Origin of the sequence: Streptomyces sp. NPDC048825, assembly GCF_043198355.1 — a bacterium.
In the GTDB taxonomy this organism is placed as follows: Bacteria; Actinomycetota; Actinomycetes; order Streptomycetales; family Streptomycetaceae; genus Streptomyces; species Streptomyces xiangluensis.
The window spans coordinates 469,510-496,335 of sequence record NZ_JBICUR010000001.1 but is presented as its reverse complement, the minus strand read 5'-3'; the positions used below and the strand labels follow the sequence as shown (position 1 = coordinate 496,335).

Genomic DNA, 26,826 nt, shown 5'->3' with positions numbered 1-26,826 from the left:
CCTGGAAGCAGTACCGACAAGCAGGACCCGAGAGGAACATCGTCATGGAAGCCGTGGCCGCAATCGTGGCGCTGATCTTCGTGCTGTTCGTGGTCCTGGGGACGTATGCGACGGTGAAGGCGGTCGGTGCCGCAAAGCGCGGCGTGGACCGCACCGTCGCCCAGGCCCGCCGCACGGTCGAGGACTCCACACTCAGGGCGAAGTCCTTCGCACAGCCGGGAGTGTTCGGTGAGCTGGCCCAACTGCGGCTCTCCTTGCGCACATCGATGCGTGCCACCCAGGACGCGCTGCACGCGGGCGTGACCGAGGACGAGTCGCTGAAGGAGTCCCTGGCCCTCTTCCAGCGACTCAGCGCGCACGGCCACGAACTGGACGCCGACATGAAGCGACTGGAGCGGGAGCCGAACAGAGCCCACCTCGTCGAGCAGCTGCCGGAGCTGCGGGAGCGTACGGAGCAGATCACGAAGTCGGCCGACGCCCTGCGCTCGGCGGCGCGCGACCGGGCCCGTCGGTTCGCGGGCGACGACCTGGACTCACTGAGCCAGCAGATCGACATGGAAGCGGGTGCGCTGCGGCACTGGACGAAGGAGCCGGCGCCCGCGCAGCCGCCGCCCCCGTGGCCGGAGGCACCGGCGGCGCCTGGCGACCAGCAGACCTGGCCGGACACGGCTCCGTCGCGCACCGCCGAGGAGGAGCCCACGTCCACTCGGCCCGCCATCACGCCGCCGGCACAGCGGCCCACGTACCCTTGGGAGAAGAAGCCCCGCCCGGAGAGCACGACTTGATCCGGGAGCGCGACGTGATCCGGCCGATCCGGCGGCAACAGGCGCGAAGCGCCGGGCTGCCGCCCGCGCGTTCCTGCGGGTAATCTCCAGCTCATGTCCCGCCATGTCGCTATCGTCACCGATTCAACGGCCTACCTGCCGCCACGGACGATGGAGCGCCACGGCATCACCGCGGTGCCCCTGACCGTGGTTCTCGGCGACCAGGCGCTCGAAGAGGGCACCGAGATCTCGGCCCGCTCACTGGCCCAGGCACTGCAGAAGCGACGCCCCGTCACCACGTCCCGGCCCAGTCCCGAGGTCTTCGCCCAGACCTACCGCAAGGTCGCCGAGGCGGGCGCCACCGGCATCGTCTCGCTGCACCTGTCCGCCGAGTTCTCGGGGACGTACGACGCGGCGGTCCTCGCCTCGCGCGAGGCGCCGGTGCCCGTAAGGGTCGTGGACACGGGCATGGTCGCCATGGCTCTCGGCTTCTGTGCCCTGGCCGCGGCCGAGTCCGCGGAGGCGGACGGCACGATCGACGAGGCGGTGACCGCGGCGGAGAAGCGGGCCGCCGGCACCTCCGCGTACTTCTACGTCGACACGCTGGACTATCTGCGGCGGGGCGGCCGAATCGGGGCGGCGCAGGCACTGTTCGGGTCCGCGCTGGCCGTAAAACCGCTGCTGGAGCTTGACGGCGGCCGGATCGAACTGCTGGAGAAGGTGCGCACCGCGTCGAAGGCGATCGCCCGCCTCGAGGAGATCGTGGCCGGCCGGGCGGGGAGCGCACAGGTCGACATCGCGGTCCACCATCTCGCCGCGCCTGAACGGGCGTCGGCACTGGCGGAGCGGTTGCGGGCGCGGGTGCCGGGCCTGGCCGATCTGCATGTGAGCGAGGTCGGGGCGGTCATCGGGGCGCATACCGGGCCCGGGTTGTTGGGGGCAGTGGTCTCGCCTCGGTGAGTTTTCACGGTGGTTGGTGAGGTATTTCATTGTGATGTATCTCGCAAAGTGTGTGGTTTGTGTGGGGGAGTCGTGTGGTGCGTGCGCGGGTGCTTCGTCGGGGCCCGCGTCGGACACCCAGTCAGGCTCCTCGTGGGGGTGACGGAGTTATCCACAACTGGGTGGTAATCCACGGCAATTGGGCAAGATCATCGCGAGGGTGCCGTGGTGCCCGATTCTCGTCGCATGGCACTTCGATCACCTTCACGGACAACGTTCGTTACCAGTGGCCCGGGCCGCGGCCCCGTCTCCGACGGCCGCATCCGGCACCGCCGTCACCCTTACCGAGGCAGGGCCCGCCGCCACCAGGCCTCGGCGGAGGCACTCCGTCTGCGCGCGGAGGCGATCTTCGCCGAACGGGCCGGAGAGCGGCGGGGGTTGGGGCATGGGACGCCCGGGGGTGGCCCGGGGACGGGTGTGGCCGGGCCACCGCACTCCCCACGGCCCGGCAGCGGCAGCCCTCGGGGCGAGCCCGCGGACTGTCGCGACCGTGTAGTCGGCGGCGACGCGGTGGGGGCAGTTCGCGCCGAAGTGGGCGGGAACGAGGCCGGGGCCGGAGCTGCGGCCACGGCTGAAGCCGCGTGGCGGGAGCGGGTTGGGCTTGCCATGCGGGAGCGGATGCCGCTGTGGCTCCAGTCGAGATGCGGGCTGGAGCGGAAAAGCGTGGTCGCACTCTCGGCGTTGCTAGTGGTGGCCGCCGTTTTCGCGGGTCAGCACTTCTGGTCGGGCCGGACCCAGCCGGTGCGTCCACCGGAGGTGGTACGGGCGGCACCCACGGCTCCGTACGAGGAAGCGGGCGTGGCACCCGGATCCTCAACAGCCGCGAGGGACCCCGTGGGCGCGCCGGGCGCCGCGATCGTGGTGGACGTCAGCGGCAAGGTGCGCGAACCCGGTATCCACAGGTTGCCGGCCGGTTCCCGGGTCGCTGACGCGCTGCGGGCCGCCGGAGGTGTGCGCCCGGGCACGGACACCGTGGGGCTGAACCGCGCCCGGCTCCTTGTGGACGGAGAGCAGGTGGTGGTCGGGGCTCCGCCCGCCGGGATGGGAGCCGGCGCGACCGGAGGTACAGGCGGCGCTGGTGCCGGGGGTGCTGTCGGTCCCGGAGGGGCTGCCGCCGCTCCGGCCGCTCCGGTCGCCCTCAACACGGCCACCCTGGAGCAGCTCGACACACTGCCGGGTGTCGGTCCCGTGCTGGCCCAGCACATCATCGACTACCGCACGCAGCACGGCGGGTTCCGCTCGGTCGACGAACTCCGGGAAGTGAATGGCATCGGTGATCGTCGTTTCGCCGATCTGCAGAATCTCGTACGGCCATGAATGGGCCGGAGGTTCAAGCGTCCAGCTCCGCTGTGGCCGGTCCCGCTGTGCGCGACGCAGTTGTGCCCGGCCCTGGCGTGCCCGGCTCTGGCGTGCGCGACCGCCCGGCCGTGCACGCCGCCTCCGGGAACCCGCTCGGTTCCTCGCGTCCTCGCCAAGAAGGGCCCACCGACCTGCGGTTGGTGCCGCCCGCACTGGCGGCATGGGCGACGGCGGCACTGACGCTGGGAGCGTCACCGGGCTGGACCATCGGGGTGGTGGCCTTCTGCCTGGTCGTGGCGGGCGGGTTGCTGGTCCCCGGCCGAAACCGCGAGCGCGGCCTGTCGCGCCGCGGCCATGGCGAGGCGGACAGCATGCGCGGCGAATCGGACCGAAGCCACAGCGGGTCGGGCCGCAGGCATGCCGAGCCGGAACGCAGATACGCCGAACCGGACCGCGGCCACGGTGAACCAGGCCGCGGCAGCGGCGAATCGGATGGCGGCAGCGGCAAGTCGGACTGCAACCGCGCCGATCCGGAACGCAGTCATGGCGAATCGGACCGCAGACACGCTGAGCCGCAGCGCCACCGCGCCGCCGTTCCGGAGCCCAACCGTGCGCGGCGGAGGCCTCTGTGGCGTACCTGGCCGAAAGCCTCCGTCGCCGCCGTGCTGCTCTGCGTGGCGGCAGCGGCTGCCTCCGGCGGGCTGCACGGGGCGGACCTGCGCCGTGGGCCGGTCCCGGAGTTGGCGCGCCAGTACACCGAGGTGACCGCCGACGTGGAGATCACCTCCGACCCCCGGCTCACCCGCCCCCGGATCAGGGGAGCCCACGCCGCCCCGACCGCCGTACTGCTCAACGCCGACGTCCGCCGCATCGAGCAGCCGGACGGGACGGTGACGGCGACGCGGACACCGGTACTGGTGATCGTGACGGTGGGCGCGGAATCCGGCGGCAGCTCCGCGGCGGGGTCGGAAACCGGCGACGGTCCCGCAGCCGCAGCGGAGTCCGGCGCCCTGTCCGGGAAGACACAAGGCTCACCCTGGCTTTCCCTCCTGCCCTCCACGAAGGTGCGGGTTGAGGCGCGGGTCGTGCCCGAGGTGGGGGACGGTGGGCAGGTCGCGGCCGTGTTGCGGGTGCAGGGCATTGGGCCACCGCGAGTGGTGGGGGAGCCGTCGGGGGCGCAGCGGTTCGCGGGGGAGTTGCGCGGTGGGCTACGTGCGGCGACCGAGGGGCTGGAGCCGGATGCGCGGGCGTTGTTGCCGGGACTGGTGGTGGGGGACACCTCGCGGATCACGCCGGAGCTGGACGAGGCGTTCAAGGCGACGGATCTCACTCACCTTCTGGCCGTCAGCGGGGCCAACTTCACGATCTTGCTCGCCCTGCTCATCGGACCGCCAGGACTTGCGCAGCACGCCGAGCGCCGAGGCCTCGCCTCCAGAATCGGCATCCCGTTGCGGGCGACCGCCGTACTCGGTGGGGCGCTCTCGCTCGGCTTTGTCATCGTGTGCCGGCCGGACCCGAGTGTGCTGCGGGCGGCGGCCTGCGGATCGATCGCGCTGCTGGCCATCGCCACCGGCCGCCGCAGGTCACTGATTCCGGCGCTGGCCACGGCGGTTCTGCTCCTGGTGCTGTACGACCCCTGGCTGTCCAGGAGTTACGGCTTCCTGCTCTCCGTACTCGCGACCGGCGCCCTCCTCACCCTGGCTCCGAGGTGGAGCGCCGCACTCCAGAGGCTTCGGGTCCCGCCGCGGCTCGCCGAGGCGTTGGCCGCGGCGGGTGCGGCGCAGGCCGTGTGTGCGCCCGTTGTGGTCGTCCTCTCGGCTCGGGTGAGCCTGGTGGCGGTGCCGTGCAATCTGCTCGCGGAGTTCGCGGTCGCGCCCGCCACGGTGCTGGGCTTCGCGACTCTGGCCACCGCCTTGTGGGCAATGCCGGTTGCCAAGGCGCTGGCGTGGTGCGCGAGTTGGCCCGCGGGCTGGATCGCGGACATCGCCCGCACCGGAGCCGCCCTGCCCGGCGCGGGCGTGGACTGGCCGGACAGTTGGATGGGCGCGCTGCTGCTCGCCTGCGTGACCGTTGTGCTTGTACTCGTCGGCCGGAGGCTCCTGAGGCACCTCTGGCTGAGCGGTGCCTGCGCGCTGCTGCTCCTGCTGGTGCTGGTGCAGCCGGCGCCCATCACCCGGGTGATCACGGGGTGGCCGCCTCCAGGCTGGCGGTTCGCGATGTGCGACGTGGGACAGGGCGATGCGATGGTGCTCGCGGCGGGGGATGGCGCGGGTGTGGTGGTCGATGCGGGACCAGATCCGGTCCTCGTCGACCGGTGCCTGCGCACGCTGGGCATCACCCGGATCCCCCTCGTCGTGCTGACCCACTTCCACGCGGACCATGTGGCGGGGCTGCCGGGCGTGCTGCGCGGGCGTTCGGTGGGCGCGATCGAGACGACGGGCTTCGAAGAGCCGCTGGACCAAGCGGAGTTCGTGCACCGGCAGGCGGCGGCTCGACGTATCCCGGTGACCCGGGCGGTGGCGGGGGAGCGGCGGCGTACGGGCGCGCTCGACTGGCGGGTGCTGTGGCCGCCGCCGCGTCCGGCCCCCACTCCGGAGGGCCCGAACGACGCGAGTGTCGCCCTGTTCGTACGGTCGGCCGAGCTGACCCTGCTCCTGCTCGGTGACCTCGAACCGCCCGCCCAGCAGGCCCTGTCGAGATCCCCGGCCGGCGCCGCACTGGGTGGCGTGGACGTGCTCAAGGTTGCCCATCACGGGTCGGCCTACCAGGACCCGGAGCTCATACGCAGGACGGCGCCACGCCTCGCGCTCATCTCATGCGGCGCGGACAACCCGTACGGACATCCGGCACCGAGCACGGTGGCGGCGCTGCGTGCCGGGGGCGCCACGGTGCTGCGTACGGACGAGGACGGGGCGATGGCCGTCGTCGGCGAGGGGGACCGCCTGTGGGTGGCGGGATCATGAGGCCCGGGAGCCCGGGAGCCCGGGAGCCCGGGAGCCCGGGAGCCCGGGAGCTCGGGAGCCGTGATCCGGGAGCCGGGAGCCGTGATCCGTGATCCGGGAGCCGGGAGCCGGGAGCGGGGAGCGGGGGGCGGAGAGCAGTGTCCTGGAAACTGGGAGGCATGGATTCCGTACAAGCAGACGCCTATCTCCGTCGGATCGGGGCCGAGCGCCCCGCGCTGCCCACTGCGGATGCGCTCCGGGAACTGCAACTGCGGCATTTGCTGACCGTGCCGTTCGAGAACCTGTCGATCCACTTGGGAGAGGAGGTCGTGCTGGAGGAGAAACAGCTCCTGGACAAGGTGGTGAGGGCCCGGCGGGGCGGCTTCTGTTACGAGCTGAACGGCGCGTTCGGAGCGCTGCTTGCGGAGTTGGGCTTCGAGGTGACGCTCCTCGCGGCGCGGGTGTACGGGGAGGGGGAGCGGCTGGGCATTCCGTTCGACCATCTCGCGCTGCGGGTGCGGACGTGGGACCGGGGTGACTGGCTGGTCGACGTCGGGTTCGGGGCGAACAGCCACTGTCCGCTGGCTTTCGGGGAGCGGGGCGAGCAGGTGGATCCGGCCGGCATGTTCCGGCTGGCCGAGGCCGGGGCGGATCCGGCAGGGGTGCGCGGGGGCACGGCGGGCTCCGGGGATCTGGATGTCCTGCGGGACGGCACACCTCAGTACCGGCTGGAGCTGCGGCCGCGGGTGCTCGAGGACTGCGTGAGCGGTGCCTGGTGGCACAGCACCTCGCCGGTGTCGCATTTCACGCGATCCCTCGTCTGTTCGCGAGTCACCGACGAGGGTGGCCGGATCACGCTCAGCGGACGGAAGCTCACGATCACGGCCGCCGATGGGAAGAAACAAGGAGCGGATCTGGTCACGGACGAGGAGGTGCTGGCCGCGTACCGGGAGCGATTCGGAATCGTGCTGGAGCGCGTCCCAGCAGTCGGGAGAGCGGGTTCCTGAAGGAGGACACATAAGCGGAACGGCAAACTCGCGCTGATCATGTCAATATCCAGCACATCTGCTGGATTCCCGCGATGTGGTCGAGTCTTGCCTCGAAAGCCGCACCAGTGGTCGAATGCAACGCCAGCAGATCTTGTCTTGTTTCATACTGCGCGAGGTGTGTCGTAGATGGTCGGCCTTTGGCTGGGAAGCCGTAAGAACCGAGTGCAAGGATCGGGGACGGGTCTCCGCGCTGCCCTGCCGATGCCGACAGGTGCCGGGATGCTCAGCTGCCGGGTGCTGGATCCGGTCAACCAGCCGGTGTCGCATGCGGAGTTCACGGTCAGTGACGCCATGGGGCGCAAAGTGGTCGGTGGAGGCGTGGATCCCTTCGGGTCGTTCGTGGCGACGGTTCCCGCGGGGGAGTACCGGCTCGGGGTGTCGGCGGAGGGGTATACGCCGCTCCGGGAGAGCGCCACGGTGCGGGAGAACTCGGTTACCTCGCTCGGCGATGTGGCGCTTCGGGTCGCCCAGCCCCCCACCCTGCCCGAGCCGGGGGACTGGGAGATCGAGCCGACGCATTCCTCGATCGGGTTCACCGCGCGGCACATCGGACTGGCGCGGGTTCATGGCCGGTTCAACATCTTCGCCGGGGTGATACGGGTCGCCGATCAGGTGGATCTGACGGCGATGCACGTGGTGATCGACGCCTCGTCCATCGACACCAACGTGAAGATGCGCGACGACCATCTGCGGTCGCAGGACTTCCTCGACGTCGACCGCTTCCCCACCCTGGAGTTCTACAGCGACCGCTTTGTGCACAAGGGCGGCAACCGGTGGGCCGTAACGGGGGCGCTCTCGCTGCACGGAGTGACGCGTACGGTCACGCTCGACACCGAGTACCTCGGCCTCGGCAACGGCATGGAGGGTGAGGTGCGCGCGGCGTGCCGGGCCACCACCGAGCTGCGGCGCGACGACTTCACGGTGAGCTGGCAGACGATGCTCGCCCGGGGCATCGCCGTGGTCGGTCCCAGCATCCGGGTCGCCCTGGACATACAGATCGTCCCCAAGAGCTGAACGGCGAGGCCTGAACAGCGAGCATAGAACTGCGGCACCGGGTGCTTGGCGCATACCGGAAAATGTCCCTGTGAGCGATGTGAGACATGTGCTGGTGCTGCCCGATCGCGATGCCGCTCAGGAGGCGTTGGAGGCGCTCGGGGAGCGGTTCGGGACGGACGAGGAGCCGCAGCTCGTACGGGATGCCCTGGCCGGTGAGGACGACGCCGAGGACGCGCAGTGGCTGGTGGTCCTGCGGGATGCCGAAGGACGGCTGGACGCTGGGGAGTTGGACGAGTTCGCGGGCGAGTGGGACGGCTGGCGTGAGGAGCCGTAGCCCTGCGGCTGGGCTCGCGGCGAGGGTCGTTGTCAGTGGTGCGTGGGATGCTTGAGCGCGATGGCCAGGAAGACTGAATCCGCAGACGCAGCCGATGTACTCGCCCCCGTCACGATCGCCGTCGGGCAGGAGGACCTGCTGCTCGACCGCGCCGTGCGAGAGGTGGTGACCGCCGCGCGGGCCGCCGATCCGGACACGGATGTACGGGACCTCACGTCGGACCAGTTGCAGCCGGGGACGCTTGCCGAGCTGACGAGTCCCTCGCTCTTCGCCGAGCGGAAAGTCGTGGTCGTGCGGGGTGCGCAGGATCTTTCGGCGGACACGATCAAGGACGTGAAGGCGTATTTCGGGGCGCCCGCCGAAGAGATCACGCTGGTGTTGCTGCATGCCGGCGGGGCCAAGGGCAAGGGGCTGCTCGATGCCGCGCGGAAGGCGGGAGCGCGGGAGGTCGCCTGTCCCAAGATGACCAAGCCGGCGGACCGGCTGGCCTTCGTGCGCGGTGAGTTCCGTACGCTCGGGCGGTCGGCCACGCCGGAAGCCTGCCAGGCCCTTGTCGATGCGATCGGGAGTGATCTGCGGGAGTTGGCGTCCGCGGTGGCGCAGCTGGTCGCGGATGTCGAGGGGACGATCGACGATGCGGTCGTCGGGCGGTACTACACCGGGCGGGCCGAGGCCTCCAGCTTCACGGTCGCCGACCGGGCCGTCGAGGGGCGGGCGGCGGAAGCGCTCGAGGCTCTGCGGTGGTCCTTGTCGACGGGGGTCGCGCCGGTGCTGATCACCAGCGCGCTGGCGCAAGGGGTCCGGGCCATCGGCAAGCTGTCCTCCGCGCGTGGGGGGCGTCCGGCCGACCTGGCGCGTGAGCTCGGGATGCCGCCGTGGAAGATCGACCGGGTGCGGCAGCAGATGAGGGGCTGGACGCCGGACGGCGTCGCGGTCGCCCTCCGGGCGGTGGCGGAAGCGGACGCGGGCGTCAAGGGTGGGGGCGATGATCCTGAGTACGCCCTCGAGAAGGCGGTCGTTGCTATCGCCCGTGCCGCCCGGTCCCGACGGGGTTAGGGCGCCTACCGGGGCGATGGGTTGGGTTCGCAGGCGACTGCGGGTCGTTCGTGGCTGGTCGCTCCCCCACTCTCGGCTCCGCCGCGACGGGGGCCCCCGTCGCGGCGGAGCCGCAAGTTGATACAGCCCCGCGCCCCTTACGAGGCCGAAGGCCCCGCTTCCCGCCCTGGGGAAGGGCGGGAAGCGGGGCCTTCGCTTCAAGCTGAGGACTCGTACCCGCGTGGCGAACGCAGGCCGCGTACGAGTCGGGTGCCGGTCGGGAGCGGATGAGAGAGGGCCCGCTCGGGTCCTTCCGGCGATCAAATCAAGTGAGCGTTACAGGTTCAGCCCTTGAGGGAAGCGACCTGGGAAGCAAGCGCCGACTTCTTGTTGGCGGCCTGGTTCTTGTGGATGACGCCCTTCGAGGCGGCCTTGTCGAGCTGACGCGCGGCAGCGCGCTGCAACTCGGTGGCCTTCTCGACGTCACCCGCGGCAGCGGCCTCACGGGCCTTGCGGATCGCGGTCTTCAGCGAGGACTTCACGGCCTTGTTGCGCAGCCGCGCCTTCTCGTTGGTCTTGATCCGCTTCATCTGGGACTTGATGTTCGCCACGAATGAGCCTTTTCAGGTTCAGGCGCACGAGGACGAGCCTCACACGCCGGTGATTGATCTTCGAATGGCCCACCGGTGACCCGGCGGAGCCGTCTGCGCCTCCCGCAGAGGCCGCCCACACGGGGCAACTCAGAGGGCATGAGACACAGCTGCTCAGACTAGCAGCCGTAGTCCTACCGGCCCAAACCCGTCGCCGGTCTCCGCCCGTGGGACCATGGAACCTACGTATCGATCCGAACCCGAGCCGCTGCCCCCTGCGGATACCTCAAGAATCAGGACCCTGCGTGCCCGCGACCCCTAACAATGTGCCGAAGCCGAGCCGTACAGACCCGGCTCTGATCCGCAATTTCTGCATCATCGCGCACATCGACCACGGCAAGTCCACGCTCGCCGACCGGATGCTCCAGCTGACCGGTGTGGTCGAGCAGCGGCAGATGCGCGCTCAGTATCTCGACCGTATGGACATCGAGCGCGAGCGCGGCATCACGATCAAGTCCCAGGCGGTCCGTCTGCCCTGGGCTCCGACCGAGGACCCGGGCAACACTCACATCCTCAACATGATCGACACTCCGGGGCACGTGGACTTCACGTACGAGGTGTCCCGGTCGCTCGCCGCGTGCGAGGGGACGATCCTGCTCGTCGACGCCGCTCAGGGCATCGAGGCACAGACCCTCGCCAACCTCTACCTGGCGATGGAGAACGACCTCACGATCATCCCCGTACTCAACAAGATCGATCTGCCCGCCGCGCAGCCCGAGAAGTTCGCCGAGGAGCTCGCCCACCTCATCGGCTGCGACCCCGGCGATGTCCTCAAGGTCTCCGCCAAGACCGGACTCGGCGTCGAGGCGCTGCTGGACAAGGTCGTCGCCCAGGTTCCCGCCCCCGTCGGCGTCAAGGACGCCCCGGCGCGCGCCATGATCTTCGACTCGGTGTACGACTCCTACCGCGGCGTCGTGACGTACGTACGAGTCATCGACGGGCAGCTCAACAAGCGCGAGCGGATCCGGATGATGTCCACCGGCGCCACGCACGAGCTGCTGGAGATCGGGACCAACTCGCCCGAGATGCTCTCCGCCGACGGCCTGGGAGTCGGTGAGGTCGGTTACCTCATCACCGGTGTGAAGGACGTCCGCCAGTCCAAGGTCGGTGACACGATCACCAGCCTGCACAAGGGCGCGACAGAGGCCCTCGGCGGGTACAAGGATCCCAAGCCGATGGTCTTCTCCGGGCTGTATCCGCTGGACGGCTCGGACTACCCCGAGCTGCGCGACGCCCTCGACAAGCTTCAGCTCAACGACGCCGCGCTGGTCTACGAGCCGGAGACCTCCGCCGCCCTCGGCTTCGGTTTCCGCGTCGGATTCCTCGGGCTTCTGCACCTGGACGTGATCCGGGAGCGCCTCGAGCGCGAGTTCGGGCTCGACCTGATCGCCACCGCGCCGAACGTGGTCTACCGCGTGATCATGGAGGACGGCGTCGAGCACACGGTGACGAACCCGAGCGAGTTCCCCGAGGGGAAGATCAGTGAGGTGTACGAGCCGGTCGTACGCGCCACGATTCTCGCCCCGAGCGAGTTCATCGGTTCGATCATGGAGCTGTGCCAGACCCGCCGCGGCACCATGCTCGGCATGGACTACCTCTCCGAGGACCGCGTCGAGATCCGCTACACGCTGCCGCTCGCGGAGATCGTCTTCGACTTCTTCGACCAGCTGAAGTCCAAGACCCGTGGCTATGCCTCCCTCGACTACGAGCCGACCGGCGAGCAGACCTCCAGCCTCGTCAAGGTGGACATCCTGCTGCACGGCGACAAGGTCGACGCGTTCTCCGCGATCACCCACAAGGACCAGGCGTACGCATATGGCGTGCGGCTGGTCGCCAAGCTGCGCGAGCTGATCCCGCGGCAGGCCTTCGAGGTGCCCATCCAGGCGGCCATCGGCTCCCGGGTCATCGCCCGCGAGACCATCCGCGCCATCCGCAAGGACGTCCTGGCCAAGTGCTACGGCGGTGACATCTCCCGTAAGCGGAAGCTGCTGGAGAAGCAGAAGGAAGGCAAGAAGCGGATGAAGATGGTGGGCTCTGTGGAGGTTCCGCAAGAGGCCTTCATCGCGGTGCTGTCCAGCGACGAGAGCGCGACCTCCGGCAGGGGCAAGAAGTAACAGGCGTCGTTCCGGGGAAGCCGAACGCTGTTACCCCTGGAAACTGGGGAAGAATGCGGGCTCGTCGCGTTTCGGTGCGACGGGCCCGTACGCGTGCGTAAGGTCGCTCTGCGTAGGAGTCTTTGTAGTAAGTGACAGCTCGCCGCCCCTTACGCACCGGGGAGTCGCGCTCTACTCTGATCACCACTCGATGGTTACTCGCGAGTTAAACAGCGGCCGCGAGTGACACAACAGCCGCAAAGAGCCAGCCGCACACTGTCGCGGGCCCGGAGGATGTCGTGAGCGACACACAAACCCTGATCGAGAACCGTCCGCCGTCCGTGGCGGCCCTCTTCCTGGAGCGCGTGGCGGCCACACCGGACGCCGAGGCCTACCGTTACCCCGTACCCCCAGCCTCGGGCGAGGGCCCGGACGACTGGAAGTCGCTGACCTGGGCGCAGGCCGCCGAGCGGGTCTTCGCCATCGCTGCCGGTCTGATCGAACTGGGCGTTCAGCCGGAGCAGCGCGTCGCGCTCTCCTCCGCCACCCGGGTCGAGTGGATCCTCGTCGACCTCGGCATCATGTGCGCGGGCGCCGCGACGACGACCGTCTACCCGCAGACCAACGCCGAGGAGTCGGCGTTCATCCTCTCCGACTCCGAGAGCAAGGTCCTGATCGCGGAGGACGCCGCTCAGCTCGCCAAGGCGCGCGAGAAGCGGGCCGAACTCCCCGAACTGACCCATGTCGTCGTCATCGACGGCACCGGTGTGGACTCCTCCCAGGACGAGGGTGACTGGGTGCTCACCCTCGCCGAGCTGGAGAAGCGCGGCGCCGCCGGCCTGGAGAAGAACCCCGACCTCATCAAGGAGAAGGTCGGCGCGATCACCTCCGACCAGCTCGCCACGCTGATCTACACCTCCGGCACCACCGGCCGCCCCAAGGGCGTACGGCTGCCGCACGACAACTGGTCCTACATGGCCAAGGCGACCTCCGCGACCGGCCTGATCAGCGCCGAGGACGTGCAGTACCTGTGGCTGCCGCTCGCCCATGTCTTCGGCAAGGTGCTCACGTCCGGGCAGATCGACGTCGGGCACGTCACCGCCGTCGACGGCCGCGTGGACAAGATCATCGAGAATCTTCCGGTGGTGCAGCCGACGTACATGGCGGCCGTGCCCCGCATCTTCGAGAAGGTCTACAACGGCGTCGCGGCCAAGGCCCGCGCCGGCGGTCCCGCCAAGTACAAGATCTTCCAGTGGGCGGCCGGGGTCGCCCGTGAGTACGCCAAGGTCAGCCAGGACAACTTCCGCAGGACCGGTACGGCCTCCGTGCCCTTCGGTCTCGGCGCCAAGCACAAGGTGGCGGACGCGCTCGTCTACTCCAAGCTGCGCGATGCCTTCGGCGGCAATCTGCGCGCCTGCGTCTCCGGATCGGCCGCGCTCGCGCCCGACATCGGCTACTTCTTCGCCGGCGCCGGCGTGCACATCCTGGAGGGGTACGGACTGACCGAGTCGTCCGCCGCGTCCTTCGTGAACCCGGGGGAGGCGTACCGCACGGGGACCGTGGGCAAGCCGCTGCCCGGCTGCGAGGTGCGTATCGCGGACGACGGCGAGATCCTGCTGCGCGGGCCCGGGATCATGGAGGGCTACCACAAGCTGCCCGAGAAGACCGCCGAAGTGCTGGAGCCGGACGGCTGGTTCCACACCGGTGACATCGGGGAGCTGTCGCCCGACGGCTATCTGCGGATCACCGACCGCAAGAAGGACCTGATCAAGACGTCCGGCGGCAAGTACATCGCGCCGGCCGAGGTCGAGGGCCAGTTCAAGGCGGTGTGCCCGTACGTGTCCAACATCCTCGTGCACGGTGCCGACCGGAACTTCTGCACCGCGCTCATCGCGCTCGATGAGCCGTCCATCCTCGGGTGGGCCGAGGAGCACGGGCTGTCGGGCAAGTCGTACGCGGAGGTTGTCGCCGACCCTGCGACGGTTGAGCTCATCGACGGGTACGTCAAGCAGCTCAACCAAGGGCTTCAGAAGTGGCAGACCATCAAGAAGTTCAGGCTTCTGCCGCGGGACCTCGACATTGAGCACGGTGAGCTGACGCCGAGTCTGAAGTTGAAGCGGCCGGTTGTTGAGCGGGAGTACAAGGAGCTGATCGAGGAGATGTACGCGGGCTCCCGAGAGGCGTAGCGGCTCGCGGGAGAGCGGGGAACTGCGGTCGGCTCTTGGCTGCGGGTCGTTTGTGGCTGGTCGCGCAGTTCCCCGCGCCCCTGGAGGGGCGCACTCCGCGCCCTACGTCAACAGGGCGCCGTTTCCCGTCATCAAGGCCCGTAGGCCTCTGACCTGCGTGCGCAACGCCGCCAAGTCCGGTGAGACTTCAACCAGTTCCTTCTCCAAGGCGTCCAGCCGCGCGTTCACCTGCGCGCCATGCGCCCGCTGCTGCGCAAGCATCCGTTCCAGTTGGCGGGTTTTGCGGTGGAGGTCCAGGAAGACTGTGACCTTGGCTCGTAGGACCCAGGGGTCGAAGGGCTTGGTGAGGTAGTCGGCGGCGCCGGTGGCGTAGCCGCGGAAGGCGTAGCCCGAGTCGGCGTCCGTGCCGGTCAGGAAGATGATCGGGACGTCCTTGGTCTGGTCGAGCCGCTTGATGTTCGCGGCGGTCTCGAAACCGTCCATGCCCGGCATGCGGATGTCGAGCAGCACGACGGCGAACCGCTGCCGCAGCAGCGCCTTCATCGCTTCCTCGCCGGAACGGGCCCGTATCAGCGGCTCGTTGAGGGACCCCAGGACGGCCTCCAGCGCTATCAGGTTGTCCTCCATGTCGTCCACGAGGAGGATGTTGGCGCGCTCGTCGGTCGATGCCTCAGTACTCATGGTGTTGGCTGCCTGCCTCAGTCGTTCGGCGACGGGACGGCGGGGCCGACGGTTTCCGGCTCTTCGCCACGTCCTTCCGCCTCCGAGTCGTCGTCTTGTCCGTCGTCTTGTCCGGCCGGTTCCAGAAGGGCGCAGACGACGGTCAGCAGTTGATCGACGTCCACCGGCTTGGGTACGTAGTCGTTGGCGCCGCGGGCGATGGACTTCTCGCGGTCGCCCGGCATCGCCTTGGCGGTGAGGGCGACGATGGGAAGGCCGGCCCAGCGCGGGGTGCGGCGGATGGCGGCGATGGTCTCGTAGCCGTCCATCTCCGGCATCATGATGTCCATCAGGACCAGTTCGACGTCCGGGTTGCGCTCCAGCGTCTCGATGCCCTCGCGGCCGTTCTCCGCGTACAGCACGGGCATCCCGACCCGGCCCAGGACATGCGTGAGCGCGAAGACGTTGCGGATGTCGTCGTCCACGATCAACACCCGGCGCCCCGGCAGCAGCTGACCCGCCCGGCCCGCCTTCCACGCCTCCAGTTTGGTGGGCGTGGGCCAGGTGTCGTCCGTGTCGTGGACGGTGTACGGCTCGGTGGAATCGGTGGACAACTGCTCGGGCGCGGGCGACTGGCGTTCCTCGGGTACGGGCCCGGTCGCCGCGTGGCCGGGGCTGGCGACCGGTACGTACAGCGTGAAGGTGGAACCCTTGCCCGGCTGGCTCTCGGCGATGATCCGGCCGCCGAGCAGCCTGGCGATCTCGCGGCTGATGGACAGACCGAGGCCGGTGCCGCCGTACTTGCGGTTGGTGGTGCCGTCGGCCTGCTGGAACGCCTCGAAGATCACCGGGAGTTTCTCCGGCGCGATACCGATGCCGGTGTCGGTCACCGCGAAGGCGATCACCTCGTCGTGGTCGCCGCCGCGCGTGTAGCGGTGCTCGGGGTCCTTGACGCGGTTGACGCGCAGCTCGACCCGGCCGTTCGCGGTGAACTTGATCGCGTTGGACAGCAGGTTGCGCAGGATCTGCTGGAGGCGCTGCTCGTCCGAGTACATCTCGCGCGGTACGTCCTCGCCGACCGCCACCTCGAAAGCGAGCCCCCGGTCGATGGTGAGCGGCCGGAACGTGGCGTGGACGTAGTCGAGCAGCTTTATCAGCGGCAGTTTCTTCGGGCGTACGTCCATCCGGCCGGCCTCGATCTTCGAGAGGTCGAGGATGTCGTTGATCAGCTGGAGCAGGTCCGAGCCCGAGCGGTGGATCGTGGACGCGAACTGCACTTCCTGGTCGGAGAGATGGCCGTCCGGGTTGTCGGAGAGCAGCCGGGCGAGGATCAGCAGCGAGTTCAGCGGTGTGCGCAGCTCGTGCGACATGTTCGCCAGGAACTCCGACTTGTACTGCGACGACGTCGCCAGGAGCGCTGCCTTCTCCTCCAGTTCGGCGTTCGAGCGCTGCAACTCGGCCTGCTGGCGCTGGAGTTCGTCGGAGCGCTCCTGGAGCTGGGTGGCCAGCTGCTGGGACTGGCCGAGCAGGGACTCCGTACGGGAGTTGGCGATGATGGTGTTGATGGCGACGCCGATGGTGTTCACGAACTGGTCGAAGAACGCCAGGTGGACATCGGAGAAGCGGGAGAACGAGGCCAGTTCGACCACGCCGAGCAGCTTGTCCTCGAAGAGAATCGGAATGATGACGACGCTCGACGGGGACGCCTCGCCCAGACCGCTGTTGATCTTGATGTAGTCCGGCGGGGCCTCCTCGACGAGGATCCGCTTCTTCTCCCGGGCCGCCTGCGCCACCAGCCCGTGCACCGGCAGCCCGCCGGTCTCCACGGTCGCGCCCTGCGCCGCCCCGTACCCGGCGATGAAGGCAAGTCCCTTGGCGGGCACGGCCGTTCGCAGCGCCGGGCTGTCCTCGTCGGGGTCGGCCAGATAGAACGCGCCGTACTGCGCGTTCACCAGCGGTGTCAGCTCGCGCAGGATCAGGTCGGCGACCTCCATCAGGTCCCGGTGGCCCTGCATCAGGGCGGCGAGGCGGGCGAGGTTCGACTCCAGCCAGTCCTTCGCGCGGGTCGTCTCGCGGAGGTTGGCCACCATCAGGTTGATGTTGTCCTTCAGCTCGGTGACCTCGCCGCGGGTCTCCACCGAGATGGAGCGGGACATGTCGCCCTGGGCCACCGCGGACGCCACCTCGGCGATCGCGCGGACCTGGGTGGTGAGGTTGGAGGCCAGCTCGTTCACGTTGGTCGTCAGGCGCTTCCAGGTGCCGTACACGCCCTCGACCCTTGCCTGGCCACCGAGCTGGCCCTCGGAACCCACCTCGCGGGCCACCCTCGTCACCTCGGACGAGAACGACGACAGGGTGTCCACCATCGTGTTGATCGTGGTCTTCAGCTCCAGGATCTCCCCGCGCGCATCCACGTCGATCTTCTTGGAGAGGTCACCCTGGGCCACGGCGGTGGCGACCTGCGCGATGTTCCGTACCTGCGAGGTCAGGTTGTCCGCCATGTAGTTGACGTTGTCGGTCAGATCTCGCCACACACCCGAGACGCCGAGGACCTGGGCACGCCCGCCGAGCCGTCCGTCCGTGCCGACCTCTCGGGCCACGCGGGTCACCTCGTCGGCGAAGGCGCGCAGCTGCTCCACCATCGTGTTGACGGTGTCCTTGAGTTCGAGGATCTCGCCGCGGGCGTCGACGGTGATCTTCTTGGACAGGTCGCCGTTCGCGACGGCCGTGGTCACCTGGGCGATGTTCCGCACCTGTGAAGTCAGGTTCAGCGCCATGAAGTTGACGTTGTCGGTGAGGTCCTTCCAGACCCCGGATACGCCACGGACCTGGGCCTGACCTCCCAGGTTGCCCTCGGTGCCGACCTCGCGGGCCACCCTCGTCACCTCATCCGCGAACGCGGAGAGCTGGTCCACCATCGTGTTGATCGTCGACTTCAGCTCCAGGATCTCGCCCTTCGCCTCCACCGTGATCTTCTTGCCGAGGTCGCCCTGGGCGACGGCGGTCGAGACGAGGGCGATGTTCCGTACCTGTGAAGTCAGGTTGTCCGCCATGAAGTTGACGTTGTCGGTGAGGTCCTTCCAGACCCCGGATACGCCACGGACCTGAGCGCGACCTCCCAGGTTGCCCTCGGTGCCGACCTCGCGGGCCACTCGCGTGACCTCGTCGGCGAAGGCGGAGAGCTGGTCGACCATCGTGTTGATCGTCGACTTGAGTTCGAGGATCTCGCCCTGCGCGTCGACCGTGATCTTCTGGCTGAGGTCGCCGTTCGCGACGGCCGTGGTCACCTGGGCGATGTTGCGGACCTGTGAAGTCAGGTTGGACGCCATGAAGTTGACGTTGTCGGTGAGGTCTTTCCACACCCCGGACACCCCGCGCACCTGCGCCCGGCCGCCCAACTGGCCCTCGGTGCCGACCTCGCGGGCCACTCGCGTGACCTCGTCGGCGAAGGCGGAGAGCTGGTCGACCATCGTGTTCACGGTCAGCTTCAGTTCGAGCAGCTCGCCCGTCGCCTCGACCGTCACCGTGCGGGTCAGGTCGCCGCGCGCCACCGCCGTCGTCACCAGGGCGATGTCCCGCACCTGTGCGGTCAGCCGGGATGCCATCGTGTTGACGGCCTCGGTCACGTCCCGCCAGCTCCCGGACAGGCCCGTCACCTTGGCGCGACCGCCCAGCCGTCCCTCCGTGCCGACCTCGCGGGCGACCCGGGTCACCTCTCCGGTGAACAGGGACAGCTGATCCACCATCTTGTTGACGGCTCGCCCCAACCGGCGCAGGTCGCCCCGGAGTTGACGGTTCCCGTCGTGCAGGTCGACCCGCTGGGTCAGATCGCCGCCGGCCACCGCGTCCAGCACGCGCGTCGCGTTCGCGGCGGGCGCCACCAGCGCGTCGAGCAGCTGGTTCACATCGTCGACCCTGGACGTCCACTGCCCCTGGCCAGGGCTTGCGGAGAGCCGCTCGTCAAGGCGGCCGTGGCGCACCAGCTCCCGGCGGACGCGCTGCACCTCGGAGTTGAAGTGCGCGTCACGGCCCATGATCTGGTTGAACACCGTGTTGAGCTCGGCCACCAGCCCCTGCCCCGTCTCCGGCACCTTCGTGAAGTCACCGTCCCGGGCGGCGGTCATGGCAGCGAGCAGGGGACGCAGATCGGATGCTCGTATCTGTCCGTCTTCGACCACTTGCGTAGCACTGTTCTCACTCATGCGGGCCCACTTCGGTAACTCGGCGCATATGGGCGGGGCCAGTCTGTCACTCTGTCGATGCCGCCTGAGGCCTATTCGTCCAACTGCTCAGGGAGCCGCACAGTGGGGGCCATACCAACGCGACGGGAGACCATGTCCCGTGCTCCTGATACGCCTGAGCGTCCGCGCCCGGCCGCGCGTACATCGCTGCCGGGCAACCCTCTCGCGCCGGGAGCCGCCCGCCGCTTCGTCCGCGCCGCGCTCGCCGAGTGGACCGAACTCGCCCTGCCCGGCGTCGAGTTCATCACCGACCAGCTCGTCAACGACGCCGTGGTCGTGGTCAGCGAACTCGTCACCAACGCGGTCGTGCACGCCGGCACGGACGTAGGCCTGGAGATGTGCCTCGAAGCCGCCGAGCACGCCGAGACCGCCGAAGACACCGCCGGAGACACCGCCGGATCGGCCGCAGGTGTGCTCGCCATCGAGGTCGCCGACCACCATCCCGCGCGCGTGGTGCGCGGCGACGGCGTGGAGCGGCCGTTCGACACCGTCGAGTACGGGCGCGGTCTGCGGCTCGTCTCCGCGCTCGCCGAGTCCTGGGGCATCACCTACCGCACCGGCACCAAGACCGTGTGGGCGCGGCTGCCCGTCGAGGGGGTCGCGCCCGTCGAGGAGACGGCCGAGCCAGAGGCGTACGCCGGTGAACACGCCCTGCTGCGCGGGGTGCGGGCCGCCGAGATCCTCGCCCCCGCGCCCCGCCGCGGCGTACCGCTGCAGGATCAGGAATGGCTCAACCGCGGCGCCCTCTGCTTCCTCGCGGAGGCCTCCGACCTGCTGGCCGGGCAGCTCGACGAGGACCTGGTCGCCGCGCTCACCGGGCAGCTGCTCGTGCCGCGGCTCGCCGACTGGTGCGCGGTGTGGCTCGAGGACGAGACGCCGGGCCGGCCCGACGGGGGCCTGATCGGCGGGCCACGGCTCGCCCGCGTCTGGCACGGCAGCGAGAACCGTATCGAGGAGCTGCGCCTGTTCCTCGAGAAGGACCCGCCGCGCGTGCCCGACTCGGCGGGCTCCAGCCCCGTTCCCGTGCCCTGGCCCGGAGAAGCGCTCGGCGCGGGCGCGGACAGCGGGACAGCACTCGCGTACCGGCTGATCGCGGGCGGCCGGCCGCTCGGCACACTCGTCATCGGACGGGCCGGGCTCGTCCGCTTCCCCGACGAGATCACCGGGCTCGTCGAGGACCTCAGCCGCCGGGTGTCGCTCGCCATCGGGGCGGCACGGCAGTACGCGCGCCAGGCCACCATCAGCCGCGTACTGCAGCGCGGCCTGCTGCCCGGAGCGGTCGCCGAGATACCGGGCGTACGCAGCGCGCTCGTGTACGAGCCGTGCGACAAGGGCGGGCCGAGCGGTGACTTCTACGACCTCTTCCCGGCCGGGGACGGGCGCTGGTGCTTCGCGCTCGGCGACGTCCAGGGCAAGGGACCCGAGGCCGCCGTCGTCATCGGACTCGCCCGGCCCTGGCTGCGGCTGCTCGCCCGCGAGGGCTACGAGGTGCCCGACGTCCTCGACCGCCTCAACCAGCTGCTTCTCGACGACGCGACCGAGGCCGCGGACGCCGCCGCCCGCTCCCTGGTGGCAGCCGGCGGGTCCGGCCTTGCCGACGAAGGGCCGCAGAACCGGTTCCTCTCCCTGCTGTACGGCGAGCTGGTCCCCTTCGACGGCGGTGTGCACTGCACCATCGCCTCGGCCGGGCATCCGCTGCCGATGGTCCTCGAACCCTGCGGCACGGTGCTCACCGAGGTGGCCCAGCCGCAGACGCTGCTCGGTGTCTTCGAGGACGCCACGTACACGTACGGGAGCTTCGAGCTGCGCCCCGGCGACAGCCTCCTGTGCGTCACCGACGGGGTGACGGAGCGGCGCAGTGGGGCCCGCCAGTTCGACGACTCCGAAGGGCTCGCCACCGTCCTCAGCGGCTGCGCGGGCCTGAGCGCCGAGCTGATCGCCGAGCGGATCCGGCGTCTGGTGCACGAATTCGGGCCGAGGCCGCCGGAGGACGATCTCGCGCTGCTGGTGCTGCAGGCGGAGTAGTCCGGGGTTTCGTGGCGGTGCTGGACAATGGAAGGCATGCCTTCCGCACTTCCCGACGGTGAGCCCGTCCCCGACGACGGGACACTGCCCGCGCACGCCCTGGCGGGCGCGGCCTCGCGCCCTCTCGGGTTCTATCTGCATGTGCCGTACTGCGCGACGCGCTGCGGCTACTGCGACTTCAACACGTACACCGCGACCGAGCTGCGGGGCAGCGGAGGCGTGCTCGCCTCCCGCGACAACTACGCGTCGACCCTGATCGACGAGGTCCGGTTGGCTCGCAAGACCCTGGGCGACGACCCTCGTCCGGTCCGCACGGTCTTCGTCGGCGGCGGTACGCCCACGCTGCTGGCCGCCGGTGATCTCGTACGGATGCTGGGGGCGATCCGGGAGGAGTTCGGGCTCGCGGAGGATGCGGAGATCACGACGGAGGCGAATCCGGAGTCGGTGGATCCGTCGTATCTGGCTGCCCTGCGGGCCGGAGGCTTCAACCGGGTCTCGTTCGGGATGCAGAGCGCCCGCCAGCATGTGCTGAAGGTGCTCGACCGTACGCATACGCCGGGGCGCCCCGAGGCGTGTGTCGCCGAGGCGCGGGCGGCAGGGTTCGAGCATGTGAACCTGGACCTGATCTATGGGACGCCGGGGGAGTCGGACGATGACTGGCGCGCGTCGCTGGAGGCGGCTCTGGGGGCCGGGCCGGACCATGTGTCGGCGTACGCGTTGATCGTCGAGGAAGGGACGCAGCTGGCGCGGCGGATCCGGCGGGGCGAGGTTCCGATGACGGACGACGACGTCCACGCGGACCGGTACCTGATCGCGGACGAGGTGCTGTCGGGGGCGGGGTTCGAGTGGTACGAGGTGTCGAACTGGGCCACGTCCGGGGCTGGGCGGTGTCTGCACAACGAGTTGTACTGGCGGGGGGCCGACTGGTGGGGGGCGGGACCCGGCGCGCACAGCCATGTGGGGGGTGTGCGGTGGTGGAACGTGAAGCATCCGGGCGCGTATGCGAGCGCCTTGGCGGCGGGCAAGTCGCCTGGCGCCGGGCGTGAGCTCCTCTCCGAGGAGGACCGCCGGGTGGAGCGGATCCTGCTGGAGCTGCGGCTCCGGGAGGGCTGCCCGTTGTCCTTGCTGAGGCCGGACGGGCTCGCGGCGTCACGGCGGGCGCTGGCCGAGGGGCTTCTCGAAGCCGGGCCGTACGAGGTGGGGCGGGCGGTTCTTACGCTGCGGGGGCGGTTGCTGGCGGATGCGGTGGTGCGGGACCTGGTGGACTGAGGGTGTTTCGCCCCCGCCGCCCTTACCCGTCCCATCCCGGGGCCAGGCCCCGGAGCCCCGCCGGGGCTGCGCCCCTGAACCCCTCGGGGCTCCGCCCCGGACCCCCGCGCCTCACACTCCCCCAGCTACCGCTGGGGGGACCCCCAAGGGGCTGATTTTCCGCGGCCGAACTTTGTCGGCGCAGGCCCGCATCCATCAGCCCGTCCGGCGATTGAGGACGAGGCCGTTCAGGCCGATGGGGGTCTGGGGGCGCAGCCCCCAGCGGGGTCCAGGGGCGGAGCTCCTTGGTATGGGACGGGCAAGGGCAAGCGGGGGCGAAATCCCGCTGTACGCAGCCGTTACTCCGGCGCTGTGACGAAGTCGATCAGTTCCTCCACCCGCCCCAGCAGCGCCGGCTCCAGGTCCCGATACGAGCGCACCGAGCCAAGGATCCGCTCCCACGCCGCCCCCGTGTTCTCCGGCCAGCCCAGCGCCCGGCAGACGCCTGTCTTCCAGTCCTGGCCGTGCGGGACACGAGGCCAGGATTCAATTCCCACCGACGACGGCTTCACCGCCTCCCAGACGTCGATGTACGGATGGCCCACCACCAACGCGTACTCACTCGTCACCGCCTCCGCGATCCGGGACTCCTTGCTGCCCGGCACCAGGTGGTCGACCAGGACGCCCAGGCGGGCGTCGGGGCCAGGGGCGAAGTCCTCGACGATGGACGGGAGGTCGTCGATGCCCTCCAGGTACTCGACGACCACGCCCTCGATGCGCAGGTCGTCGCCCCAGACCTTCTCGACCAGTTCCGCGTCGTGGCGGCCCTCCACGTAGATGCGCCCGGCACGGGCCACGCGGGCGCGGGCGCCGGGGACGGCCACCGAGCCGGAGGCCGTGCGCGTGGGACGTACCGGCGCCGACGACGGACGTACGAGCGTCACCACCCGGCCCTCCAGCAGGAAGCCGCGCGGCTCCAGCGGAAACACGCGGTGTTTGCCGAAGCGGTCCTCCAGCGTGACCGTGGCCGCCTCGCAGCGGATCACGGCGCCGCAGAAGCCGGTGCCGGGCTCCTCGACGACCAGGCCCGGCTCCGCCGGGACTTCCGGTACCGGCTTGGACTTCTTCCAGGGAGGGGTCAGATCCGGTGAGTACTGGCGCATTCGGCAGACGATACCTTCGCGACCTTCACGAGACCCCGAAACGCCTTGCCAGCGCGTCCCGTTGGGCTCGGACAAAGGCCGCGTCCACCGCGGCGCCGTGCCCGGGTACGTACACCGCGTCCTCGCCGCCCAGGGCCAGCAGGCGGTCCAGGGCCGCGGGCCATTGGGACGGTACGGCGTCGGGTCCGGCCTGGGGTTCGCCGGACTCCTCGACCAGATCGCCGCAGAAGACGACCTCCGGGCAGCCCGCGCCGGGCGTGCCCGGGACCAGGACCGCCAGATCGTGGGGCGTATGGCCGGGGCCCACGTTCGCCAGCAGGACCTGTCGGCCGCCGCCCAGGTCCAGGGTCCACTCGCCGGACACCAGGTGCCGCGGCCGGACGAGGAGATCCGCCGCCTCGGCCGCCTCGATCGGATCGGCGCCGTTGCGTACGGCGTCCGCGCGCAGCTCTTCGCGGTCGTGAACGAGCACCCGGTCAACGCCCACCGCCCCGAAGACCTCGACCCCGGCGAACGCCGCCGCCCCGAGGACATGGTCGAAGTGGGGATGCGTGAGCGCGAGATGGGTGACCCTGCCACCTCCGAGGAGCTCTTGCGCCTCCGTACGCAGCCGTACGCCCTCCGGCACGCTCGACCCCGCGTCGACCATGAGTGCCGCCCCCTCGCCCACCACCAGGCCGACCGTGCAGTCCCACACGGGAAGACGGCACCGCCCGACTCCGGGTGCCAGTTCCTCCCACCCCGACTCCACCCAGACCGTGTTCAGCATCCCGCGGACTCTTCCCAAGTCACCGTCATGCAACGACGCTAGCTGTATGTCCCCGACAGAGCAGGACATGCCCGTACACCTCGGATCGGCGGCTCGAGTCCGCCCTTGCCGGGGCGCTACCCCACGGCCGTACACTTGACCCGGGATGCTGGCACTCGTGCGCGCTGAGTGCCAACCGCAGACAGGCGATGCCCACGGGAAAGACCAGCTGGAGGTGTGCGCGATGCTCAGTGAACGCAGGCTCGAAGTGCTCCGCGCCATCGTCCAGGACTACGTGGGCACGGAAGAGCCGGTGGGTTCCAAGGCGCTCACCGAGCGGCACAGCCTCGGGGTCTCCCCGGCGACGGTGCGCAACGACATGGCGGCGCTGGAGGACGAGGGCTACATCGCGCAGCCGCACACCAGCGCCGGACGCATCCCCACGGACAAGGGCTACCGCCTCTTCGTCGACAAGCTCGCGGGCGTCAAGCCGATGACGGCGCCCGAGCGACGGGCGATCCAGAACTTCCTCGACGGCGCGGTCGATCTGGACGACGTGGTGGGCCGGACCGTACGACTGCTGGCGCAGCTCACCAGGCAGGTCGCCGTGGTGCAGTATCCGTCCCTGACGCGTTCGACGGTGCGGCACGTGGAGCTGCTGTCGCTGGCTCCGGCCCGCGTCATGCTCGTACTGATCACGGACACGGGTCGGGTCGAGCAGCGCATGATCGACTGCCCGGCACCGTTCGGGGAAACGTCTCTGGCGGATCTACGCGCGCGGCTCAACAGCCGGGTCGCGGGCCGCCGTTTCGCGGACGTCCCGCAGCTGGTGCAGGACCTGCCTGAGGCCTTCGAGGCCGAGGACCGCGGCACGGTCTCGACGGTGCTCTCCACCCTCCTGGAGACGCTCGTCGAGGAGACCGAGGAGCGGCTGATGATCGGCGGCACCGCCAATCTCACCCGCTTCGGACATGACTTTCCCCTCACGATCCGGCCTGTTCTGGAAGCATTGGAGGAGCAGGTCGTCCTCCTCAGACTCCTTGGTGAGGCAAGCGATTCGGGCATGACGGTGCGGATCGGTCATGAGAACGCCTATGAGGGACTCAACTCCACTTCGGTCGTCTCCGTCGGTTACGGTTCGGGCGGCGAGGCAGTAGCGAAACTGGGCGTGGTCGGACCGACCCGCATGGATTACCCGGGAACGATGGGAGCGGTACGAGCGGTGGCACGGTACGTCGGACAGATCCTGGCGGAGTCGTAAGTGGCCACGGACTACTACGCCGTACTCGGCGTGCGCCGCGACGCGTCACAGGACGAGATCAAGAAAGCCTTCCGGAGACTCGCCCGCGAGCTGCATCCGGACGTCAATCCTGATCCGAAGACGCAGGAGCGGTTCAAGGAGATCAACGCCGCGTACGAGGTGTTGTCGGACCCGCAGAAGAAGCAGGTCTACGACCTCGGCGGCGACCCGCTGTCCCAGGCGGGCGCCGGTGGCGCGGGTGGCTTCGGCGCCGGCGGCTTCGGGAACTTCTCGGACATCATGGACGCGTTCTTCGGTACGGCGTCGCAGCGCGGGCCGCGCTCGCGCACCCGCCGCGGCCAGGACGCGATGATCCGCCTGGAGATCGAGCTCGACGAGGCGGCCTTCGGGACGACGAAGGACATCCAGGTCGACACGGCGATCGTGTGCACCACCTGCAGCGGTGAGGGTGCGGCGCCGGGGACCTCGGCGCAGACGTGTGACATGTGCCGTGGCCGTGGTGAGGTCTCGCAGGTCACGCGGTCCTTCCTCGGCCAGGTCATGACGTCCCGGCCCTGCCCGCAGTGCCAGGGCTTCGGCACGGTCGTACCGAACCCGTGCCCGGAGTGCGCGGGCGACGGACGCGTACGCTCCCGCCGGACCCTGACCGTGAAGATCCCGGCCGGTGTCGACAACGGCACGCGGATCCAGCTCGCCGGAGAGGGCGAGGTCGGTCCCGGTGGCGGGCCCGCCGGAGACCTCTACGTAGAGATCCACGAGGTCCCGCACCCTGCCTTCCAGCGTCGCGGCGACGATCTGCACTGCACGGTCACCCTCCCGATGACCGCGGCGTCGCTCGGCACGAAGGTCCCGCTGGAGACGCTCGACGGCATGGAGGAGGTCGACATCCGCCCGGGCACGCAGTCCGGCCAGTCGATCCCGCTGCACGGCCGCGGCATCACGCATCTGCGCGGCGGCGGTCGCGGCGACCTCATCGTCCACGTCGAGGTCCAGACTCCGAGCAAGCTCGATGTGGAGCAGGAGCGGCTGCTGCGCGAGCTGGCCAAGCTGCGGGGGGAGGAACGGCCCACGGGGCAGTTCCAGCCCGGGCAGCAAGGGTTGTTCTCGCGTCTGAAGGATGCCTTTAACGGTCG

At 69.7% G+C, this 26,826-nt stretch carries 19 protein-coding genes; 14 read left to right on the top strand and 5 right to left on the bottom strand.

Annotated features, from left to right (window positions below; genetic code table 11):
• Nucleotides 1-44: 44 nt before the first annotated feature.
• The 8 genes from ACGFNK_RS02230 (at nucleotide 45) to holA (ending at nucleotide 9,439) form a co-directional block, all read left to right on the top strand.
• Nucleotides 45-785, top strand: coding sequence for a hypothetical protein (locus ACGFNK_RS02230; RefSeq protein WP_393411069.1), 741 nt, complete (start codon nucleotides 45-47; stop codon nucleotides 783-785).
• A gap of 93 nt (nucleotides 786-878) precedes the next feature.
• Nucleotides 879-1,724 carry a DegV family protein gene (locus tag ACGFNK_RS02225; RefSeq protein ID WP_393411067.1) on the top strand — a complete coding sequence of 282 codons (846 nt, stop codon included), beginning with the start codon at nucleotides 879-881 and terminating at the stop codon, nucleotides 1,722-1,724.
• Between the two features lie 225 nt (nucleotides 1,725-1,949).
• Nucleotides 1,950-3,080 carry a helix-hairpin-helix domain-containing protein gene (locus tag ACGFNK_RS02220; protein WP_393411065.1) on the top strand — a complete coding sequence of 377 codons (1,131 nt, stop codon included), beginning with the start codon at nucleotides 1,950-1,952 and terminating at the stop codon, nucleotides 3,078-3,080.
• On the top strand, nucleotides 3,077-6,025 hold the full coding sequence (locus ACGFNK_RS02215; RefSeq protein ID WP_393411063.1) for a ComEC/Rec2 family competence protein: 2,949 nt from the start codon (nucleotides 3,077-3,079) through the stop codon (nucleotides 6,023-6,025). Before ACGFNK_RS02220 ends, ACGFNK_RS02215 begins: the two co-directional genes overlap by 4 nt.
• Nucleotides 6,026-6,183: 158 nt before the next feature.
• On the top strand, nucleotides 6,184-7,011 hold the full coding sequence (locus ACGFNK_RS02210; RefSeq protein WP_393411061.1) for an arylamine N-acetyltransferase: 828 nt from the start codon (nucleotides 6,184-6,186) through the stop codon (nucleotides 7,009-7,011).
• Between the two features lie 168 nt (nucleotides 7,012-7,179).
• Entirely contained in the window at nucleotides 7,180-8,067 is an 888-nt protein-coding gene (locus ACGFNK_RS02205) for a YceI family protein (protein ID WP_386353188.1), read from the top strand.
• 70 nt (nucleotides 8,068-8,137) lie between these two features.
• Complete coding sequence (locus ACGFNK_RS02200; RefSeq protein ID WP_344396869.1) at nucleotides 8,138-8,383, top strand: hypothetical protein; 246 nt, start codon at nucleotides 8,138-8,140, stop codon at nucleotides 8,381-8,383.
• 60 nt (nucleotides 8,384-8,443) lie between these two features.
• Nucleotides 8,444-9,439 (top strand): DNA polymerase III subunit delta, encoded by a 996-nt coding sequence (holA, locus tag ACGFNK_RS02195; protein ID WP_393411058.1) that lies wholly within the window; start codon nucleotides 8,444-8,446, stop codon nucleotides 9,437-9,439.
• Between the two features lie 323 nt (nucleotides 9,440-9,762).
• Here holA and rpsT read toward each other — a convergent pair whose 3' ends face one another.
• Nucleotides 9,763-10,029 (bottom strand): 30S ribosomal protein S20, encoded by a 267-nt coding sequence (rpsT, locus tag ACGFNK_RS02190; RefSeq protein ID WP_165341355.1) that lies wholly within the window; start codon nucleotides 10,027-10,029, stop codon nucleotides 9,763-9,765.
• Nucleotides 10,030-10,313: 284 nt separating this feature from the next.
• Between rpsT and lepA the strand changes: the two genes are divergently transcribed.
• Nucleotides 10,314-12,182 (top strand): translation elongation factor 4, encoded by a 1,869-nt coding sequence (gene lepA, locus ACGFNK_RS02185; RefSeq protein WP_393411056.1) that lies wholly within the window; start codon nucleotides 10,314-10,316, stop codon nucleotides 12,180-12,182.
• A 278-nt stretch (nucleotides 12,183-12,460) separates the two neighbouring features.
• Nucleotides 12,461-14,347: an AMP-dependent synthetase/ligase gene (locus ACGFNK_RS02180; RefSeq protein WP_393411054.1), complete on the top strand. Its 1,887-nt coding sequence runs from the start codon at nucleotides 12,461-12,463 to the stop codon at nucleotides 14,345-14,347.
• A gap of 102 nt (nucleotides 14,348-14,449) precedes the next feature.
• Here the strand turns inward: ACGFNK_RS02180 and ACGFNK_RS02175 are convergent, their stop codons facing one another.
• Together ACGFNK_RS02175 and ACGFNK_RS02170 are read right to left on the bottom strand one after the other, a co-directional pair.
• Nucleotides 14,450-15,028: a two-component system response regulator gene (locus tag ACGFNK_RS02175; protein WP_393411052.1), complete on the bottom strand. Its 579-nt coding sequence runs from the start codon at nucleotides 15,026-15,028 to the stop codon at nucleotides 14,450-14,452.
• Between the two features lie 17 nt (nucleotides 15,029-15,045).
• On the bottom strand, nucleotides 15,046-19,209 hold the full coding sequence (locus ACGFNK_RS02170; protein WP_393411050.1) for a HAMP domain-containing protein: 4,164 nt from the start codon (nucleotides 19,207-19,209) through the stop codon (nucleotides 15,046-15,048).
• 132 nt (nucleotides 19,210-19,341) lie between these two features.
• Here ACGFNK_RS02170 and ACGFNK_RS02165 point away from each other — a divergent pair, with 132 nt between their 5' ends.
• Both ACGFNK_RS02165 and hemW read left to right on the top strand, forming a co-directional pair.
• Nucleotides 19,342-21,273: a SpoIIE family protein phosphatase gene (locus tag ACGFNK_RS02165; protein WP_393411048.1), complete on the top strand. Its 1,932-nt coding sequence runs from the start codon at nucleotides 19,342-19,344 to the stop codon at nucleotides 21,271-21,273.
• Nucleotides 21,274-21,309: 36 nt separating this feature from the next.
• Complete coding sequence (hemW, locus tag ACGFNK_RS02160) at nucleotides 21,310-22,542, top strand: radical SAM family heme chaperone HemW (RefSeq protein ID WP_393411046.1); 1,233 nt, start codon at nucleotides 21,310-21,312, stop codon at nucleotides 22,540-22,542.
• A gap of 338 nt (nucleotides 22,543-22,880) precedes the next feature.
• Here hemW and ACGFNK_RS02155 read toward each other — a convergent pair whose 3' ends face one another.
• Together ACGFNK_RS02155 and ACGFNK_RS02150 are read right to left on the bottom strand one after the other, a co-directional pair.
• Complete coding sequence (locus ACGFNK_RS02155; protein WP_393411044.1) at nucleotides 22,881-23,684, bottom strand: DUF3097 domain-containing protein; 804 nt, start codon at nucleotides 23,682-23,684, stop codon at nucleotides 22,881-22,883.
• 25 nt (nucleotides 23,685-23,709) lie between these two features.
• A complete protein-coding gene (locus ACGFNK_RS02150; RefSeq protein ID WP_393411042.1) occupies nucleotides 23,710-24,453 on the bottom strand; it encodes an MBL fold metallo-hydrolase in 744 nt (247 codons plus the stop codon).
• Nucleotides 24,454-24,676: 223 nt separating this feature from the next.
• On the opposite strand from ACGFNK_RS02150, the gene hrcA reads away from it, so the two are divergent.
• Together hrcA and dnaJ are read left to right on the top strand one after the other, a co-directional pair.
• Nucleotides 24,677-25,693: a heat-inducible transcriptional repressor HrcA gene (hrcA, locus tag ACGFNK_RS02145; protein ID WP_393411040.1), complete on the top strand. Its 1,017-nt coding sequence runs from the start codon at nucleotides 24,677-24,679 to the stop codon at nucleotides 25,691-25,693.
• The coding region (dnaJ, locus tag ACGFNK_RS02140) for a molecular chaperone DnaJ (protein ID WP_386353221.1) at nucleotides 25,694-26,826 on the top strand (1,133 nt) is incomplete at its 3' end. It abuts the gene before it with no gap.